The following is an 18,030-nucleotide window of genomic DNA, read 5'->3' as shown; positions in this document are numbered from 1 at the left end:
TGCATTTAAAATCTGAATCAGTATCAACTTTCATAATTAAAGATTAATCTATTAATCTTCTGTTAAGGTTCACATTGCTATTGTCTTGCTAACAGCATTTGTTTGCTTGTTTTATTAACAAGTAAAGATTATTGAGGATTCCCCTTTAGACCCTCAATAAAGACATTTATTATATAGAAGAGTGAAGTCGTTATGAATAATTCTCAATTCCACATTATCGCACAGCGTATTTTTAAATCAGAAAATCAACGTGTTGCTGTTGCTGCCGTTGTTTTTGATGGCCTATCAAGCTATGAAGCAGAAAAACGTTACGAACTTCCTAAAGGCACATTATCACGTAACGTCCGTAAATATAAAAATGAAGTAAAATATATTGAATCTGTAACAGCTGCTTAATCTGCTTTATAGAAATAATAAGCTTTCAAATGCATATTAACTGCATAGATAAAAAAACAAACGAAAGCTTAGTATCGGTAAATATAAAAAAGGAGAGTTGATACTCTCCTTTTTTATTGTTTATGCTTTATTTACCTGATCTAAATCTGACAGTTAATACAAAAAAAGTAACCGCTATAATTAATAATCCCACCAATGTTGGGCTACCAATTGCTAATAGTCTCTCCCACGGGCGTTCACTCATTAATATATTAATTGACAGATTATTGACTTGACTTATCCAATCACCAATCACTGTTGAATCAAATACAATCGACCCCATGATTTTTATAAGTAAGATAATCACAAATATTGTGATCAAGGGATGTTCATTAAATTGAGATATAAATAATATAATACAAGCAACAGGCAATAACGCTAAACTCATGGCGGCCATTGTCGATATGAATGCACCATAATGCTGACCCATTGCCACTAGGTTAACCGAATAATCCGCTAATAAACTTTGCGGAATAAACCATTGCCCGACAAGCCACACTGTTATGTCAGCAAACAGTAATAAGAAAGAAGCAATAATCGGTATTATGACTAAGGCAAAAACAAGTTTTACAGCTATCGCTTTAGTATCTGACACCGGCATTGAATGCCAAAATGCTAAACTCCCCTCTTTTTTCTCTTTTGACAATGTCCTTGCTGTATAGGTAAAAAAGCTAACTAACGTCACCAGCCCTGCCAGAATAAAATTGACGCTCCCAATAATACCCGCAAATGAATCGCTATTGGTAAAATTTGGTGACCAATTTTCAAGCCCCGATGATTGCACATTAAATGATAAATTATGGCTATTACTCATAATTAATATGATGCAAATAATAGAAAAAACAGTAAGAAAAAGCGGCAAGCGAGTAACAAGTTTATGCTCAAGCAATTCTTTAGTTAACAATGCTTTTATTGGGTTCATTGAGCCTCCTGTTGCTTGGCAATAAATATATCAGCAAGACTCGGCTTAGTAACTGTACCTAACATGGCTAATTGATCTGATGAAATATTCTCAAATAATAATCGATGTTGCCCTAATCCAACTTTACAACTAATTGGTTTTAATTTTTTAGCTTGGTCAATATGCAGGTCATCCACTGAAAGGATATTAAAACGATCAGCTAAATCACTAAGTTTCCCTTGCAATACTGTTCGCCCATTTTTTAAAACCAGCACATCTGTCAGCATATGGGCGATTTCATCAACTTCATGACTTGCAATAATCAACGCTCTTTCACCATCATGAAACCATTCCATTAAATAACGATAGAAGGTTTCACGGTACATTAAATCAAGACCTAACGTCGGCTCGTCCAGAATTAAAACATTCACATCTGTCGACATCACAAGTGCAAGGTGTAATTGCACTTTCATCCCTTTAGATAACGCAGCAATCTTACTTTTTAATGAAATATTGGTCTGAGCCAAGTACGCAGTCATCTTCTGTTGATCATAACGAGGATGTACACCTTGTACGTATTTCATCACTTGCTTAACTGTCATCCATTCAGGCAATACTGCCACATCTGATATATAGCCAAGACGTTCTACAATTTTTGCTCGTTGTTTTTGTGGTTCTAAACCAAAAATATTCAATTCACCACTATAGTTATGCATACCTAGTATGCTTTTAATTAATGTCGACTTTCCTGCGCCATTATGACCAAGCAAGCCTAAGATCTGCCCCGATTTTAGCTCAAAACAAATATCACTTAGCGCTTCATTATTTTGATATGTTTTTCTGACATGCTGAGCTGAAATAAATGTGATGTCTACATCGCTTTTATTCACGTCCGTTTCCTTTGGCAATACCTAATAACGATTATTATTGGTTTGTTTACAGTAAGAGTAACGAGAAGATCGACTATGAATCAACTGTTAAGAAGAGAATGGCTTTATAGCGTGAGATTTTTATAATGAAACCCCACAAAAAGTGAAGTCTTTGTATTTGAAATAAAATATATAAGAATAAAAACTTTACCGTACTCGGATTATCAGTAAAAACTCACTTATGCACAGTAATAAATATAAAGCATCTTATAACGAGTAATGAGCATTCTTGACTTATATCGATTCTAAAATCGATAGTTTAATGAATGGCTCATCATCACTTATTATAAAAATAACCACCATGACAAATAGCAGTTTTAAGCTACATGAATTATATGAATAAATTTTATGAACAAGCGTACACAGAGCATTGAATAAGAACACACTCTGTATACGACAATGATTCTAAAGTAATAAAGCAATCTATTAAGAAGGCGATATATATTTTACATATAACGAAGCAATACAAACATTGTTGTATATTCTTTATATAATTAAAACTCTATTTATAAATCAATAAACTGCTTGATACTATTTAGTCTTCATATTCATCATCTAAGAGATCATAAGGAGAAACATCATCTTTTTCCATCATTGCTAATATTTCAATCATACGCGTATGGCGTGACTCTTGTTTGAATTCATGCAGAACAGCAATAAGGTTGTTTATTTTTTGAAGTGGAATTCTTTTTATCACTGCTTTTTGACGACCTGGAACTTCATCGGCAAAATCAATCAAAATCTGACGGTAGTCGACACGTGCTTCTTTAACAACGCCTGTCTCTTCTACACTCTTTAACATTGCACTCAGCGCTTTTTCTGCAGCTGCGAAACTATCCATTAATTACCTCGAGGACACAAATTCGCTACGGTAGAAAGTACCGTATCATTTATTCGTAAAATCACTAATACCAAGCTTGATGTTGCATTAGGTTTTACATATTTAGTCTTAATGATATTAACATCCCAACAAAGAATCGTGGGCTGATAACTGTAAACACCAATGAGTTGTTCACCAAGTAGGTCTGATTCTTTAATTATAATTGAAATTTACAATTTCGTATAACAGGGAGTATAACTTGGGTAGATATTACTCTCTGTTTTGAACATTGTGAACACATAATTAAGTAAAAATTTAATTCTGAGTCTATAACACATAGACTCTTTAATGAAGTGTACAAAAAAAAAGGTCACAATAATGACTCATTGGTCATATTTATAACCAGAATCACATATTCACTATCATCGCTATCACAATGTTTCAATTGAAATTTACCTGGGCGGTCTTACATCCTGCTAAAATCAATCTTTTACAGCAGCAGGAAACCACAACTATTAAAGTTTATAAAAGAATAGACTATAGTTAGCGCCATCTCATCTTTGTTATAGGTTTTACTGTGCGTAAACATCAACAAACACTAACAGTACTTTGCTTAGGTACACTTTTCTCTTTCTCTAGTTTTGGCTCTTATGCCTCTATTGCAACATCTGGTGGTTTTACTGCATCACAAAGTTGCGAAGCCTTCCAATCCTTTCGTAAGCAAACGAATCCCGATGACACTAAACTTGTCGTTGGTAAACAATATCAAGTCAAAGCACTCAATGAACGCAACTATCACTGGGTTCATATTCTAGTGCCAGATGCCAAACCCGCTATGCGCTGGGTAAGTAAAGATTGTGGAACTGTTAATTTAAGCCAAAGCATTAGTGAACCAGTTAAAAAGCATGACAGTAAGTTAGCTAACTCTCGTAAAAGTTGCAGCACCGTTGGAGATTTTGACTCTTATGTCTTAGCTCTTACTTGGCAACCAGGATTTTGTGAACATTTTAGCTATAAAGGTACAAAACCTGAATGTAATGCGATTAACGATGGTAAACTAAAGATCACAAATCTAACATTGCATGGCTTATGGCCCAATAAAGCCAGTTGTGGTACATCATATGGCTACTGTGATCGTTACGCTCGCTTAGATCTTTCTCGCAATACGATCAACGAAATTGCACCGTGGATGCCTAACTTCTACTACCAAACAAAGTTTGGCGAATATGAATGGAAAAAGCATGGCACTTGCCAAACGCGTAATGCTGACGATTACTTTATCACAGCGACAAAATTGGTTGAAAAAGTAGACGCATCCCCTATCGGCTTATTTATTAAAGATAACATTGGTCGTAACGTATCTGTATCTAGTTTCAAGAAAAAGTTAGTTGCCAGTTTTGGCAGTAATGCTGTCGATCGTATCAGCCTATCTTGTACTCAAGGTAAATACCTTAATGAAGTACGCCTTAATTTAGGAAAAGATATCGATTTGAGTAAACCAATTGTTGATTTACTTAATGCCGGTCCCAAAGGCAGAGCATTTTACGGAAACTGCCATAAAAAGATTTATATCGAAGATTCTGGTAAGTAATATAAAAAGGGATAAACGTTGTTTATCCCTTCTTTTTTCTGACTATTTTAATAGATGTAAATAGTATCCAATATAATAATGTAATGATTTTTTAGCTAGGTTTACGGCAATCTCAATCAGCTGTTAATTCTCATCTCTCACCTTTTATCAAAAAATAAAATCCTACCTAAAAATTTAAAAACACACGAATATTCTTAACCCATGGTAATGCACAGTGTTTATTTGAGCAACTTCACCACGCCTCACCATAAAAACATAACCAATTGATTTAATAGAAAATAACATCACCAACCCAATCAAAATGTAACGTGTTACATGGATTTGATTCTTTTTTTGTGATATAAGTCCGCTTGGATTTTTAGTGATTCGTGCTACCTTTCATCGCCTTTAGAGCAACTAAGTCGGTTCGATGTTAGATGGTTGTGATATGTTCATTAAAGAATATTCATTCAATATTAATTATAAAAAATATCATCATACAAGCCGATAAATTAAGAACACTCACTAAATATGAATGTTCCTATTCACTTAATTATCTTGATGATTAAGTTTTATTTACAGGAAAAATTATGAATTCTACGAATGAAAATTTGCTTACAACTATTAACGATAGTCTGTTAGCAATCATTGGTTCAATCAATGGTGTACTGTGGGGACAGGTATTGGTGTACTTACTCGTAGGTGTAGGTATTTATTTCTCTCTACGTTTAGGCTTTATACAAATCCGTCAATTCGGACATGCTATTAAGGTACTTAAAAGTGGCCGTGAACTTGAAAATGGAATCAGTTCGTATCAAGTCTTTTGTACATCCATGGCTGCGCGTGTTGGTACCGGTAACATGGCAGGTATTGCAGTAGCCTTAAGCATTGGCGGACCTGGTGCTATTTTCTGGATGTGGGTTATTGCCCTATTTGGTATGGCAACTGCGTTTATTGAATCAACCCTTGCACAAGTATACAAAGTAAAAGACGTTGATGGTCAATACCGTGGCGGCCCTGCTTATTATATGGAAAAAGGCTTAGGCAAGCGTTGGATGGGAACGCTATTTTCTATCTGCTTAATTATCGCGTTTGGCTTTGTATTTAACGCAGTTCAAGCAAATACGATTACAGATGCGCTTCACCACTCTTTTGGTTTTAATGAAACAACTCAAGGCATCGTACTCGTCATCTTTTCTGCTTTCTTTATTATGGGCGGTCTTCGCCGTGTTGCTTCAGCATCAGCTAAAATTGTTCCAGTGATGGCAATTGGTTACCTCGCTATTGCTGTTATCGTCGTAATAATGAATATCACAGAAATCCCTGCTGTTCTTTCTCTTATCGTGAAAAGTGCATTTGGTTGGCAAGAAGCTGCTGCTGGCGGTGTCGCATTTACAATTTCACAAGCAATGCAAACAGGTATTGCACGTGGTTTGTTCTCAAATGAAGCAGGTATGGGCTCGGCTGCTAATATCGCAGCAAGTGCAACACCAAACCCTAACCACCCTGCCTCACAAGGCTTCGTGCAAATGCTAGGTGTATTCGTTGATACCATTGTTATCTGTACTGCATCTGCTGCAATGATCATGCTTTCAGGTGTAATGGATATGCCCAATGCCGGTCAAGGTATTAGCTTATTACAAACCGCACTTTCTAACGAATTAGGTAACTGGACAACATACTTTATTGCTGCAGCAATCTTGTTATTTTGTTTTTCGTCAATTATTGCAAACTACTCATACGCTGAAACAAACATCATGTTCCTAAATGGTAATACCAAAAAAGGTCTGATGCTTTTCCGCTTGTGTGTACTAGGCATGGTAATGTTTGGTTCAGTCGCTTCTCTACCTGTGGTTTGGAACTTAGCTGATGCATCTATGGGCTTAATGGCGTTTGTTAATATCGTAGCGCTAATTTTCTTATCAAAATTAGCTATCCGCGTTATTAAAGATTACGAGCACCAGCTAAAACAAGGAAAAACACCTGAGTTTGACCGTTCTAAATTCCCAGAGCTTGAAGATCTTGATGGTGCATGGCACCCAGATACCATTGCGAAAGCGCGCCGTAAACACGGTAACCATTTCGCTAAGTAATCTGTAATCATTTTTAAAAGCCAGTATTGATTACAATGCTGGCTTTTTTATCTTCTACATTCGATTTTATATCTTCAATTGTTGTTTAATTGCAGTAACTATCTCATTACTGGTTGGTGATACGTTCGATGGGAATACGCCAACTACTTGTCCTTGTTTATTTAACAAATACTTTTGGAAGTTCCACCCGACCGACTTGCCAGACTGTGCGATTAAATGTTTATATAATGGATTGGCCTTACTTCCCTTAATACTTGTTTTTGTCATCATAGGAAACGTTACGCCATAATTGCTATAACAAATATTAGCCGTTTGCTGATCGCTGCCTCTATCTTGCTTAAAATCATTAGATGGAAAACCAATAACCACCAATCCACTACCTTTATACGTTTTATACAGTTCTTCCAACTGTTTGAATTGGGGTGTAAAACCACATTGACTAGCCGTATTCACCACTAATACCACTTTCCCAGTCAATTGCTGGCAAAAATCATAATACTCATCGCTATTGAGTTTCTTTAAAGGATATTGATAGAGCGTTGGGCAACTTGCAGCATTCGCCGATGTTGTAACAAGAGAAGTAAAAAGGAGCGAACTTACTAATAAAATAAGTCGTAAAATAAAACGATTATTGCTCAACACTTGCATGTTGTTTCCCTTCTATTTATCAATTAATTATTTAGCTAATTAGTCAACAATACGAAAAAGGGCTAAAGAAAGTTTATTTCTTTAGCCACTATTGAAGAGAATAAAACATTAGATATAACCGTTTTGAAATTTCCACGCCTCACTCATCTTATCAATGACACAAGTAGGCAATGGTCGATGTGCTTTAGCTGGCTGCGTAGCAATATTTCGATAACCGCACCGTTTTAAGCGCAAATCAAACGCACGATCGATTTGCATTCCAGCACGAGCGAGATCCCAACGAAATACTCGAAGTGCTAAATATTCATGTTGCTCTAATTCACCTCCAAATGGGTATTTAAGCACTTTATTGTACGCCGTTTTTGCTAAATCGAAGTTCACTTGAATCATAAGTTCCTCCTTAGCTTTCAGCCATTAATATAAATTATCGGCTAACTTCAAGCTAAAACGTTACAGTGTCGCAAGCAAGCTTTTTCGCAATAGAAATGACAAGAAAGTGAAAATTAAGATAAATAATGTGATGCAAATCCGATAATAATTGGTTGTTAATAGTAAATATGGTTAACAATCAAACAAAGGCGAAAGAGATCTACCGTCGATTTTGCTTTTCGGTAAGAAAGGCTTTTATCCGTAATTAAGCTGAATTATTATGCTTTATCGAACAACGCTAGGAACTCAATATGCAACAAATTAAAATCGCCGCAAATCCGCAGATTGCCGTTATCTTTAAGACTTGGTCATCTGAATGGGAATCAGAAGTTGAAACAAATAAAAAAGATGCTGCGAACAAATTCCATACTGTTTATAACATTGCATCTGAGTTGTTCGCCAAAGGTGGAGAAATTGAGATCTCTTTTATTTCAGCGCTATTTAATGATTGTAAGCAAAAAACTGAAATGGCAGAGCAAATGATCAATAAGATTAAAGCTAGCCTAAAAGATGATCCAGAACGAGCTGATAAATACATCGCTAAAATTAATACCGCAGCACAAGATGCTGCATTTTCGATGAACTACCTTGGTCAGTTACTATTAAAATCCGCTTAATCTTGCCAATTTCTAGAGCCCTTAAATCAAGGGCTTTATTGCCTTTATTTGTTGCTATATTCATCAATATTTAGCTAATAAGCACTAAATTTACATTATACTGTAAATCTTCTTGTCAGCTTTCTGCGATAGGCATACATTACGTAAAATATACCCTTTACAAATACTGTTGGTTTTATACTAACTCATACCTATATTTCTTGCGTTTATAATGTAACTAATGAAAAAGCACTCTCTTCGCTCCCTATGGTCTCGTTGGTTTTCTAACGCGGCAGATATTCCTGATTCTATTCGCATTACTATTCCAATGGTGATGTCACTCGGCATATTCTATTTTTTCGGTTTTACCGCCGCAGGAATATCAGGACTCATCACCGCTTGGCTACTCGGTGTTCAAGCACGCGATCTCCCTTATTTAAAACGCTTACAAATTTTATCGATCTCCGTCATTTTAACGGCCTTATCAACTTACTTGGCTTTTAGTGTCTACGATAACTTATGGTTTAGCTCTCTTACATTATGTAGCATTGCCATTGTGTATGGCTTGATGTCGAATCAACGTCCGCATATTCGTTTGTTTGGTTATAATTTTGGCTTTACTTACATTATGTCCATTCACTTTGCGAGCACTGAAAATGCATTTTTCATCATTCTCATCGCGAACCTGTTTGCAGCGGGCTGTGTAATACTAACATCACTTATCTTATGGCCTTTTTTCAAAGGGCGTATATTACAAAACCATATACATTCCGTGACATTGACGCTTGCTGACTGGCTAAATACATTACGTTTAACGGATGATGAATCGGTTTTAGAGCAGAAACGACAGAAGTTTTATCTCTGTGCTCGTAAAGTTGCCTATTACAGTAATTCAATTACTTCAGCTAAACGCACAGAACAAGTACGTATGGATCTACAACGTTCACTTGAAGTCGCTGAATATGTAATTAGTCTTGAACGTATTTTAAGTTTCAATTTAAAACAAAATACACGTAGCCGTTTATCTGATTGGATAGAACAAGCTGCGAGAGAAATCAAACAACACCAGCAAATTACAGCGATGTTTGATGTCAACGAGCATAAAAACAACCAATACATTGTCGATTTATTAGAACAACTAAAGCGCTGTTATAACTTTTCAACCTTCTCTACACTTGATTACAGTAAAAATATTTATCTTTTCACCTCCGATACAGTATCATTTTTACGCAATTTTAAACGCGCTTTACATCTTAAGTCTAAAGAATGGCGACACGGTGGTAAAATAGCCATTACACTCGCTATTACACAATTTTTAACGATTTTCTATCAAATCCCTCAAGGCTATTGGATATCATTAACTGCCTTTATTGTATTACTCACGTCATCTATTGGTGTCACTAACCATCGAATTTGGCATCGTTTTTATGGCACAGCATTAGGCGGTTTATATAGTTTTGTGTGTTTATATTTTTTCCCACACCAACATCTAATTATATTAACGAGTATATCTGTCTTTTTTGCTTTTACGACATACCATAAAGAACGTTACGATATCCACGTATTCTGGTTAACATCGATGATTGTTTTTGCTATTAGCCTACTCTCACCGGACAATACCTATGTGACGTTTTATCGTATTATTGATACATTATTTGGGGTAACGATTGCCTTTTCTATAAACTACTTTATAGCACCGAGTTGGACAATGCGTTGGTTAGATCACTATATTGCGCGCATGATACGCTCTCAGATTTTATATGTAACCGTACTTAATAAGCCTCTCTTTGAACAGAAGCTAAACCTGTATAAAGCACAGGATAATTATTATGCCCTTAAAGATGAGATCTTTAATTTATTAAAAGAGCCAAACCTTAGTCCTCGTACATCTCAAGATTGGAAAAGTTTATTAGTTATCTTACGTCGTTTAAGTGATTCACTTTTATTAGCAACCAAACTTGGACTGAATACCTCTGTTGATAATAGCTATACTCAGAAATGGACTAAACAGCTTTCTGATATTGAAAAACGATTCCCACATCGTTATGAGATAAATCAACCTATTGAGATTGATACTAGTAATTACGAACACTCAGCAGACATGCTATGTTCATTAATTGAAGAAGATATTAAACAATTAGAATTATGGTTATGTTATCAACAAGCATTTCCATTGAAATAAAATTTCAATAATTTATTATCTAATCTCACAATATGAGATTAGATAATAATAATTTATCGTTATCTATTATATTTTTCATTATCTTCGTATTTGTTTTTAAATTTTCACAAATGAAATCATCAAAATAAATAAATATTTTCAGTAAGTTAGCTATAAACCATAAGCATCATATTTACCTATCTATAAATTCAAACTGTTCATACTTCCTAATTCACATATAGTGTCAACATATTGACATCAAGGTGAAATATTATGGATACCAAAATAAAAAGCTGCCTTTTAACTATATTGCTTACTTCTATTAATTGCTCTGCAACAGCTATTAATAACTCAGGAACTATACATTTTAATGGAAAAGTTGTTGACGGAACATGTAATATTACTTTCAAGTCCAACGGTTCAGGTAATAGTAATAATGGAACTGTAGATTTAAAAACCATGACAACCAATGATCTTTTCAGTCAACCTGTTAATTTTTCATTAACACCAAATAAAAACTGTGCGAGTACATTTACAAGCTCTAAAGCTAAAATAAATTGGACCGGAAGTGATTTGAACTCTCAGGGCTTAAAAAATATAGCTAAAAATGACGCTGCTAAACATATTTATATTCAATTAACACCGATAAACTCACAAACAAATACTCCTATTACTTCAGGACATAGAATATCACTATTTAAACCGTCAAAAAATAACAATATATCTTACAACTATACAGTGCAAATGAAAGCAGATGGTAAGGCTACAGTTACCCCTGGTATGGTTCAGTCAAACGCAACCTACACTGTTGTCTACAACTAGAAATAATAATAATGAATAAAGCGATTATCATTAGCTTAATAATATCAGTACCAAGTTATGCTAATAATACAGACTTTAATATGAGTTTTGTACATGGATCTAATACTATTACGCCTCAATTTTATAGTCATAATAAAAGTTATATACCAGGCACTTATCTTGTTAAAGTTTATGTAAACGGTTTATATACAGGTGAAGAGCGTTTAGTTATTACAAAAAATCAGCTTCACTCTCTTCACTTTAGTTTAAATTGGTTAACTCAAGCAGGAGTATTAATTAATCCTGCATTCTACCAAGACTACTATCAAACAACAAACCATTGTTATGCGTTAAGTTTAGAGCCCAATACAAACGTTAACTTTAACGCTCAAACTCAACATTTATCCTTTGAAATACCTCAACAGGGACTTTTAGAAAAAAGAAAAGAGGATCAATTAGATGAAGGTAGTACCGCAGCTATGTTGCAGTATTACATTAGTGCTAATAAATACAGTGGCAAAAAAGCTAATATATCAGTATCAAATAACTTCTCACTGAATTATGAAGCGTGGCGTTTAATTGGTAATGCAAATCTTAATAAAACAAATATAAATGTACCTAATATTGAATTAAAGCGTGATATTAAAACTATTAAGTCTGATTTTACTGTTGGTAATAGTAATACTTATACTCAATTCTATCCTTCTTTCTCTTATACTGGTGCCGCTCTATATAGCAATAATAATATGACACCTTGGCAACAACGAGGCTATGCGCCAATTATTAGCGGATCCGTTAATAAGAATGCAACAATTACTGTTAGTCAAAATGGTTATGTGATCAAAAAATTGAATGTGGTACCCGGTCCCTATTTGATTAATAACATTCAAGCTATTAGTAATGGAAAGATCACCGTAAAAGTTGTTACCAATGATGGAAAAGTAAGCCTTAAGCATTACACTATTAATCAGCTTTCAACCTTGCTAAGACCAAAAAGTAATCAATATTACCTTTCAATAGGCACTAAACATCATTCTACTACTGATGATTTTGCTGAATTAGAAGTTTCTCATGGTTCAAGTATCGCCACATTCACTGCAGGTGGTATCACTGCTAATAATTATCAAAATATGCTATCAGGCATAACACTACCCCTTGATCGTTTTGGCGCTGTTTCTTTTATTAATAAAATGTCACACGCACATTATAACTCTAATATAAAAAATAATGGCGATCAGCTTGCGATCAATTATAGCAATGATGTCAGCGAAAGAAATTTCATACAATTAGAATTAAAGAGAAATACAAATAAAGACTATATTGATTACAGTGAGTTTGAACCAAACCAATATGAAGCTCAAAAAGATAATTTTAAAAACAAATACAGTGCCAATTACGAGTTAGAATTACCAACCCTGAATAGTAGTATTCAATCACACCTTTGGTATAGCACTAATTATAATCATCACTACCAGCATGGCTTCGATATCTATTTAAACAGTAATTTCCATCAGTTCTACATCAACTCTGCGATTAATATTAATAAAGCTAATGACGATGCACATACCAATTATGCCGTTTCCTTGTCATTGAATTTCCCATTAACTGCCAATGGGAATACCTACTCTTCAAGTACCATAAATGCAACTAAAGGAAGTCAGGTTTACTCTACCGGCATTAGCAAAACTGTTAATAATCGCTTTAATTATTCAATCTACGGTGATTATTCTCGTGATAATAACTTCAATACATCACTTTCCTCTTCATATACTTTCGACGCAACTCAACTTAATACTAATATTTCACAGGGGCAACGTAGTACCAATAGTAATCTTGAGCTGTCAGGATCTGTGATTGGCATCCATAATCATCAAAACAATTACATTCTTTTTAATCACAATACTGCATCTACAGTCGCTATTGCTTATATACCTCAAATATCAGATATTACTTTCAATGGCTCTACACCAACAGATCATGATGGTTTGACGTTAGTACCGTTAACCTCTTATGAAAATAATCTACTCACAATTAATCCTAGTGAGGTTCCAAACAATATCTCATTAAATAATACAGCATATTCAATGACACCAACTGACGGTGCGATTGTATTTAAAAAATTTGGCTACACTCGAACCTACACCTATTTACTACAGGTCTATGCTAAAAATGGGCTTGTTATTCCCTTTGGCTCCATGGCATATGACAACAAACATAACACCATCGGATTTAGCCAAAATCATGGAGTGTTGATTGTAAGAACACATGCTCCACATCCCCAAATAAGCATCAATACTGGAACAACACTCTGTCATATATCAACACAGACATTGAAAGATCAACTTGATACAATACAGGAGGTTCACTGTGCATAATCGAAATAAACTCGCGATTCAAATAATTATCTTTTTTATAGGACTCTATACTGCAGCTTGTCATGCTTCTTTTGTTTTAAATGGCACTCGATTTATCTATTCTGGTGATCAAAAAAATATCAGCTTTCAAATAACAAATCATTCAAAAGGCACTTATGGCGGACAAGTTTGGATTGAAAACAGTGATATTAAAGATCATAACATTTATTTTATTCCTGCACCTTCTTTCTTTTCATTACTACCAAGTCAAGTTCAGATAGATAGAATTATTAAAGTAAATAATAACTTGCCTAAAAATAAAGAATCTCTTTTCTATTTGAATGTACAAGAAATACCAAAACTACCTAAAAATAATGGTAATGAGTTACAAATCGCAATGGATATCAGAGTTAAACTTATTTATCGTCCGATATCTATATCTTCAGGGAGGAATAACGCAGAACAGCAAGTAGAAATAAAGTATAAAAATGGTCGTTTTCTTATAGAAAATCCAACACCTTATTATTTTGCTATAACGCAACTAATTATAAATAATCAAACAATACATTTATCAAAGATAACAACCGAAAATTTATGTGTATTCAAACCATATAGTACGGTTTTACTTCCTAACTCTATTTCTCATATTCATTCAGTTTCATTTAAAGCAATTAATGATTATGGGGAGAATGTAAGCTATAAGATAAGTAAAGCATAATATGAATACCATCCTTTTTACTTTAGTATTTTTAATCAGCATGATAATAAATGTATCTCATGCTGATACTATTAATCACCATGATATTATTTACCTTAAAAATCGCTGTATCATTTCAGTCTCACAATCTGAACCAACGATTGATATTACAGGTAAGCATTCTGGTGATATTGTCGGCCATCTCTCTGTGACATATCAGCCAAGTTGTACTGTTACAGGTGTTATTAAATCTTATTATCGTTATTTTGAAATAAAAGACGAAAATAGTGGTCTATTTACAGGTAATAATAATGAAATGTACTTTTCTAATAATAAAAACTTTATTCTTAAACTATCATCTCCATTACTAAATTCAGAAAATAAATCAGCAATCATAAATTCATCCGGTTATTTTCCCTATATAAGTTGGTTTAATATATTTCATTTAGACTATAATGATACTATTAATAATACTTTTGATATTATTTTAAATAATGAACCATTACTAATAAGAAAATATAACAATAATGCACCTCGTCGTATTATTGCGATTGCAGCAACAGCAACAACATCCGGCTATATTCACTATAATGATTTTGTTGATCTTGATGATCAAACAATTAATGGTTCCACACCTAATGGAACAGGTAACATTCCAAATATTTACGTTAATATCATTAATAATAAACCAGTCAAACCGACTTGTGATATCACACCGATAAATATTAACTTAGGTCATATTTCATTATCAGATATAAATAATCATACGAATATAGCACAACAGCATCCGGGAACATTAAGGATCTTTTGTCAAAATACTCAGACTCAGAACTTAACTTTTATACCAACTCATAGAAGTAACATCTCGACAAATATACTTACAGGCTACTATCAACATCATATTAGCCCCATTGGTTTTAAAATGTCTTGGCAAGTTAAAAATGGTATTCATTCTAATAATGAAAACTTTCGTTTTAATACTCCTTACCTTATTGCTAAATCACTAACAGCTAATCTTTATGCCGCGCCAGTGATACTTGACAAACATGCAACTATTACTGCTGGATACATATCCGCAACGATGAATATGGTCGTTAATTATGAATAGAACTCGCTTATTTCTTTTAGCTTTTATCATAAGCACTGCCAGTTTTACCGCTAACAGTACCTACTCTACAACAGCTAGAGTTACAATTACGGCAGATCTAACGAATATTTGCCAGCTAAGCCTGCCTAAAAATTATGTTAATTTTGGAAGATTAACAAAAGAAAGCTTAATCCAAAATAACAATATAACGACAATAATCCCCATTAATATCACTTGTCAGGGTGGCTTTAACCAACAAAGTCTAACATTATCATTTATCCCTCAAGCAAGAAATGGACATAATGGCTTACCAACAAGTGGAATACTAAATACCAGTCTTGCTAATGTAGGTATACAGTTAGCCACTAATGATAATCATTATTCTCAAACATTAATTAACGGCGTTAATGCGAAAAACCATCAGCCTTTAACATTTTATGCGCCTTATCACCTTAATGTTAGCAATCGCATGGACTTAAATATCACAGCCAAACCTATCGTAATAAACCATAGCGATCCGATAACTGCTGGTCATTTTCAATCGGGGTTAAACATTGTTATGAATTACAACTGATCATCTCTTGGATCTTTAACTTCTCTCACACTTCCAGTCGCAACATTGACTGCTAAATAATGTTGCTGACTGTTAGTATCATCAAGTTCTTCATAACTAAATAAATAGCAGGTTTGGCAATCAAAAATCGGCTGGTTGTAATCAAGCTCTAAATTAGTGCCGTTCGCTTGATAGTATTCACTATCAATTGCTAATCCTACGGCTTCTAATGCTTGTGCTTTATCCGTATATTTAGGTGCTGTCGATATCTTTTCATTATAGGTTTTATTTGCATATTGGATAACATACATTTTATTATCAGCTGTTAATAAAATATCTTTCCAACCGTTACTTATTTGATCACCAACTAAAACAGGTTGTTGAATTTTTTCCCACTTCGCCATGATTTTATATTTATCATCAAACAAAAACGCTTTACACTCATTTTTCTCACAATAACTTTCGCTCTGCATAAGTACAAAGGTTTCTTCTCTACCGTCATTATTTAAATCTGCTCGACCGTAGAGATAAGAAGGCAGCTTTGAGTCAGTTTTAGATAAGGTTTTATCTGAGGGTAATATCTGTTTTTGTATCGCGGACGCTAACTTCTCATCAACCGTTTGTTTATGTACTTTCTGCTCTCTTAACGCAAATACAACAAGAACAATAACGGTGATGACAATAGAATAAAATACAATGTGGCGGTGTCCCATAATATCGTCCTATTGATAACAATACACTATCTCCTATTAGTGTAAGTCTAATTCAGCATCCGTGCTTTTCTTACTATATACACAGTTACAATAACCTAACCATTTAACTGTTTTTTCTCATCAATACGTTTACGGTGCCAGATAGAATAATGGCGTAACCCTGCAGGACCATGGGCAATAAACACTGAAAGTAAAATCACAGCAATATAAATATGAGCTTGATGTACTGGAAGCCAAACAATAGATAGCAACATGAATAATTTAACAAACGTTAAAATACCTTTAAGCTGAATAAGCCAGAGTTTTGAACGATAAATTTCTAGCGACATCATGGTAACGCCGCTCATCATGGCTAATAGCCACCAATTGATCCAAAGTGATTTATCAACAGCAAACATAAAGCCAGCACTAGATACTGCAACCCCTAAAATATGCAGTGCTCTAATGGCTGTTTTTGCTAACCGCTGGCACCAAAATCGCGTTTCAGAAATAGTATAAGGCTGGCCTTTATTTGGATGCGGTTGACGTGTTCCGCGTTGATGCGTTGATTTTTTATCGGTCATAATCATAAGTATTAAGCGAATAGACGCGCAAGCATAACTGATCTTCAGTTAACACTAAATATTTGCTGAGCGGAATTCTTTCATTTCTCCACCAGCCACTAGGTAGCAGTCCATGCCTGCCGCTTTCGCTGCTTGGCAACCTAACTCCGTATCTTCAAACACCACACAATCTTGTGCCGTAATACCTAATTTCTGTGCTGCCAGTAAGAAAGTATCAGGTAACGGTTTATGCTGTGTAACATCATTGGCTGTAACGATAACATCAAGGTACGGCATTAAGCCTGCGCTGGTTAAAATTTCTTCAGTGTGGCGACGCTGACATCCCGTACCTATTGCGGTTGGAATACCTTTAGATTTTGCTTGTTTCAATACATCGAAAGTTCCCGTTATCACCTCTCCTTTATGTTTAATATCATCAAAGTGATGGAGTTTTGATTCAGAAAGATAAACAGGATCTACATCTAATTGGTACTTTTCAATGAGGGCTTTTGCCGTATTTAAGGTTGGTGATCCGCCCATGGTATAAAACCAATCGTGATCAAAAGGAATATGGTGTGCTTCACACGTGAGTTGCCAAGCATAAATATGAGCAGGCATAGAATCCACTAAGGTTCCATCCATATCAAATATAACAGCTTTGTATTTACTAATATCCATTTATTAAATCCCTTCTCAATCGT

General features: G+C 34.5%; 18 protein-coding genes. 10 read left to right on the top strand and 8 right to left on the bottom strand.

Annotation, left to right across the window (positions count from 1 at the left end):
• The first annotated feature begins 192 nt into the window (after positions 1-192).
• Positions 193-396 (top strand): hypothetical protein, encoded by a 204-nt coding sequence (locus I3259_RS03065; protein WP_005367479.1) that lies wholly within the window; start codon positions 193-195, stop codon positions 394-396.
• A gap of 127 nt (positions 397-523) precedes the next feature.
• Here the strand turns inward: I3259_RS03065 and I3259_RS03060 are convergent, their stop codons facing one another.
• The 3 genes from I3259_RS03060 to I3259_RS03050 all read right to left on the bottom strand — a co-directional run bounded on the left by I3259_RS03060 (position 524) and on the right by I3259_RS03050 (position 3,106).
• Positions 524-1,357: an ABC transporter gene (locus tag I3259_RS03060; RefSeq protein WP_238028273.1), complete on the bottom strand. Its 834-nt coding sequence runs from the start codon at positions 1,355-1,357 to the stop codon at positions 524-526.
• Positions 1,354-2,226 (bottom strand): ABC transporter ATP-binding protein, encoded by an 873-nt coding sequence (locus tag I3259_RS03055; RefSeq protein WP_238028272.1) that lies wholly within the window; start codon positions 2,224-2,226, stop codon positions 1,354-1,356. The genes I3259_RS03060 and I3259_RS03055 overlap by 4 nt, the downstream gene beginning before the upstream one ends.
• 574 nt (positions 2,227-2,800) lie before the next feature.
• Positions 2,801-3,106 carry a hypothetical protein gene (locus tag I3259_RS03050; protein WP_238028271.1) on the bottom strand — a complete coding sequence of 102 codons (306 nt, stop codon included), beginning with the start codon at positions 3,104-3,106 and terminating at the stop codon, positions 2,801-2,803.
• Between the two features lie 556 nt (positions 3,107-3,662).
• On the opposite strand from I3259_RS03050, the gene I3259_RS03045 reads away from it, so the two are divergent.
• Both I3259_RS03045 and I3259_RS03040 read left to right on the top strand, forming a co-directional pair.
• Positions 3,663-4,676: a ribonuclease T2 gene (locus I3259_RS03045; protein ID WP_238028270.1), complete on the top strand. Its 1,014-nt coding sequence runs from the start codon at positions 3,663-3,665 to the stop codon at positions 4,674-4,676.
• Between the two features lie 569 nt (positions 4,677-5,245).
• The gene (locus tag I3259_RS03040; RefSeq protein ID WP_105060368.1) at positions 5,246-6,748 is read left to right on the top strand and encodes an alanine/glycine:cation symporter family protein; all 1,503 of its coding nucleotides are present in this window, start codon (positions 5,246-5,248) and stop codon (positions 6,746-6,748) included.
• A 66-nt stretch (positions 6,749-6,814) separates the two neighbouring features.
• Here I3259_RS03040 and I3259_RS03035 read toward each other — a convergent pair whose 3' ends face one another.
• Together I3259_RS03035 and I3259_RS03030 are read right to left on the bottom strand one after the other, a co-directional pair.
• Positions 6,815-7,396 (bottom strand): glutathione peroxidase, encoded by a 582-nt coding sequence (locus I3259_RS03035; RefSeq protein ID WP_238028269.1) that lies wholly within the window; start codon positions 7,394-7,396, stop codon positions 6,815-6,817.
• Between the two features lie 108 nt (positions 7,397-7,504).
• Positions 7,505-7,786, bottom strand: coding sequence for a hypothetical protein (locus I3259_RS03030; protein ID WP_238028268.1), 282 nt, complete (start codon positions 7,784-7,786; stop codon positions 7,505-7,507).
• A gap of 290 nt (positions 7,787-8,076) precedes the next feature.
• Here I3259_RS03030 and I3259_RS03025 point away from each other — a divergent pair, with 290 nt between their 5' ends.
• From I3259_RS03025 to I3259_RS02995, 7 genes are all read left to right on the top strand, one after another.
• Positions 8,077-8,442, top strand: a complete 366-nt coding sequence (locus I3259_RS03025) for a hypothetical protein (RefSeq protein WP_238028267.1) — start codon at positions 8,077-8,079, stop codon at positions 8,440-8,442.
• Between the two features lie 220 nt (positions 8,443-8,662).
• Positions 8,663-10,603 (top strand): FUSC family protein, encoded by a 1,941-nt coding sequence (locus tag I3259_RS03020; RefSeq protein WP_238028266.1) that lies wholly within the window; start codon positions 8,663-8,665, stop codon positions 10,601-10,603.
• 252 nt (positions 10,604-10,855) lie between these two features.
• Positions 10,856-11,404: a fimbrial protein gene (locus tag I3259_RS03015; protein ID WP_238028265.1), complete on the top strand. Its 549-nt coding sequence runs from the start codon at positions 10,856-10,858 to the stop codon at positions 11,402-11,404.
• 11 nt (positions 11,405-11,415) lie between these two features.
• A complete protein-coding gene (locus I3259_RS03010) occupies positions 11,416-13,758 on the top strand; it encodes a fimbria/pilus outer membrane usher protein (protein WP_238028264.1) in 2,343 nt (780 codons plus the stop codon).
• On the top strand, positions 13,751-14,455 hold the full coding sequence (locus tag I3259_RS03005; protein ID WP_238028263.1) for a fimbrial chaperone: 705 nt from the start codon (positions 13,751-13,753) through the stop codon (positions 14,453-14,455). Before I3259_RS03010 ends, I3259_RS03005 begins: the two co-directional genes overlap by 8 nt.
• A 1-nt stretch (position 14,456) precedes the next feature.
• Entirely contained in the window at positions 14,457-15,542 is a 1,086-nt protein-coding gene (locus tag I3259_RS03000) for a fimbrial protein (protein ID WP_238028262.1), read from the top strand.
• Positions 15,535-16,095, top strand: a complete 561-nt coding sequence (locus I3259_RS02995; protein ID WP_238028261.1) for a fimbrial protein — start codon at positions 15,535-15,537, stop codon at positions 16,093-16,095. The genes I3259_RS03000 and I3259_RS02995 overlap by 8 nt, the downstream gene beginning before the upstream one ends.
• Here the strand turns inward: I3259_RS02995 and I3259_RS02990 are convergent.
• The 3 genes from I3259_RS02990 to I3259_RS02980 form a co-directional block, all read right to left on the bottom strand.
• On the bottom strand, positions 16,086-16,787 hold the full coding sequence (locus tag I3259_RS02990; protein ID WP_238028260.1) for a hypothetical protein: 702 nt from the start codon (positions 16,785-16,787) through the stop codon (positions 16,086-16,088). The two genes, I3259_RS02995 and I3259_RS02990, sit on opposite strands and share 10 nt — an antisense overlap.
• A 95-nt stretch (positions 16,788-16,882) precedes the next feature.
• A complete protein-coding gene (locus I3259_RS02985) occupies positions 16,883-17,350 on the bottom strand; it encodes a hypothetical protein (RefSeq protein ID WP_238028259.1) in 468 nt (155 codons plus the stop codon).
• A gap of 54 nt (positions 17,351-17,404) precedes the next feature.
• Positions 17,405-18,007 (bottom strand): beta-phosphoglucomutase family hydrolase, encoded by a 603-nt coding sequence (locus I3259_RS02980; protein WP_238028258.1) that lies wholly within the window; start codon positions 18,005-18,007, stop codon positions 17,405-17,407.
• Positions 18,008-18,030 lie beyond the last annotated feature (23 nt).

This window comes from Photobacterium sp. Ph5 (genome assembly GCF_022129445.1).
In the GTDB taxonomy this organism is placed as follows: domain Bacteria; phylum Pseudomonadota; class Gammaproteobacteria; order Enterobacterales; family Vibrionaceae; genus Photobacterium.
Note: the sequence above shows the minus strand (reverse complement) of the source record. Positions and strands in the feature narration are given on the sequence as shown.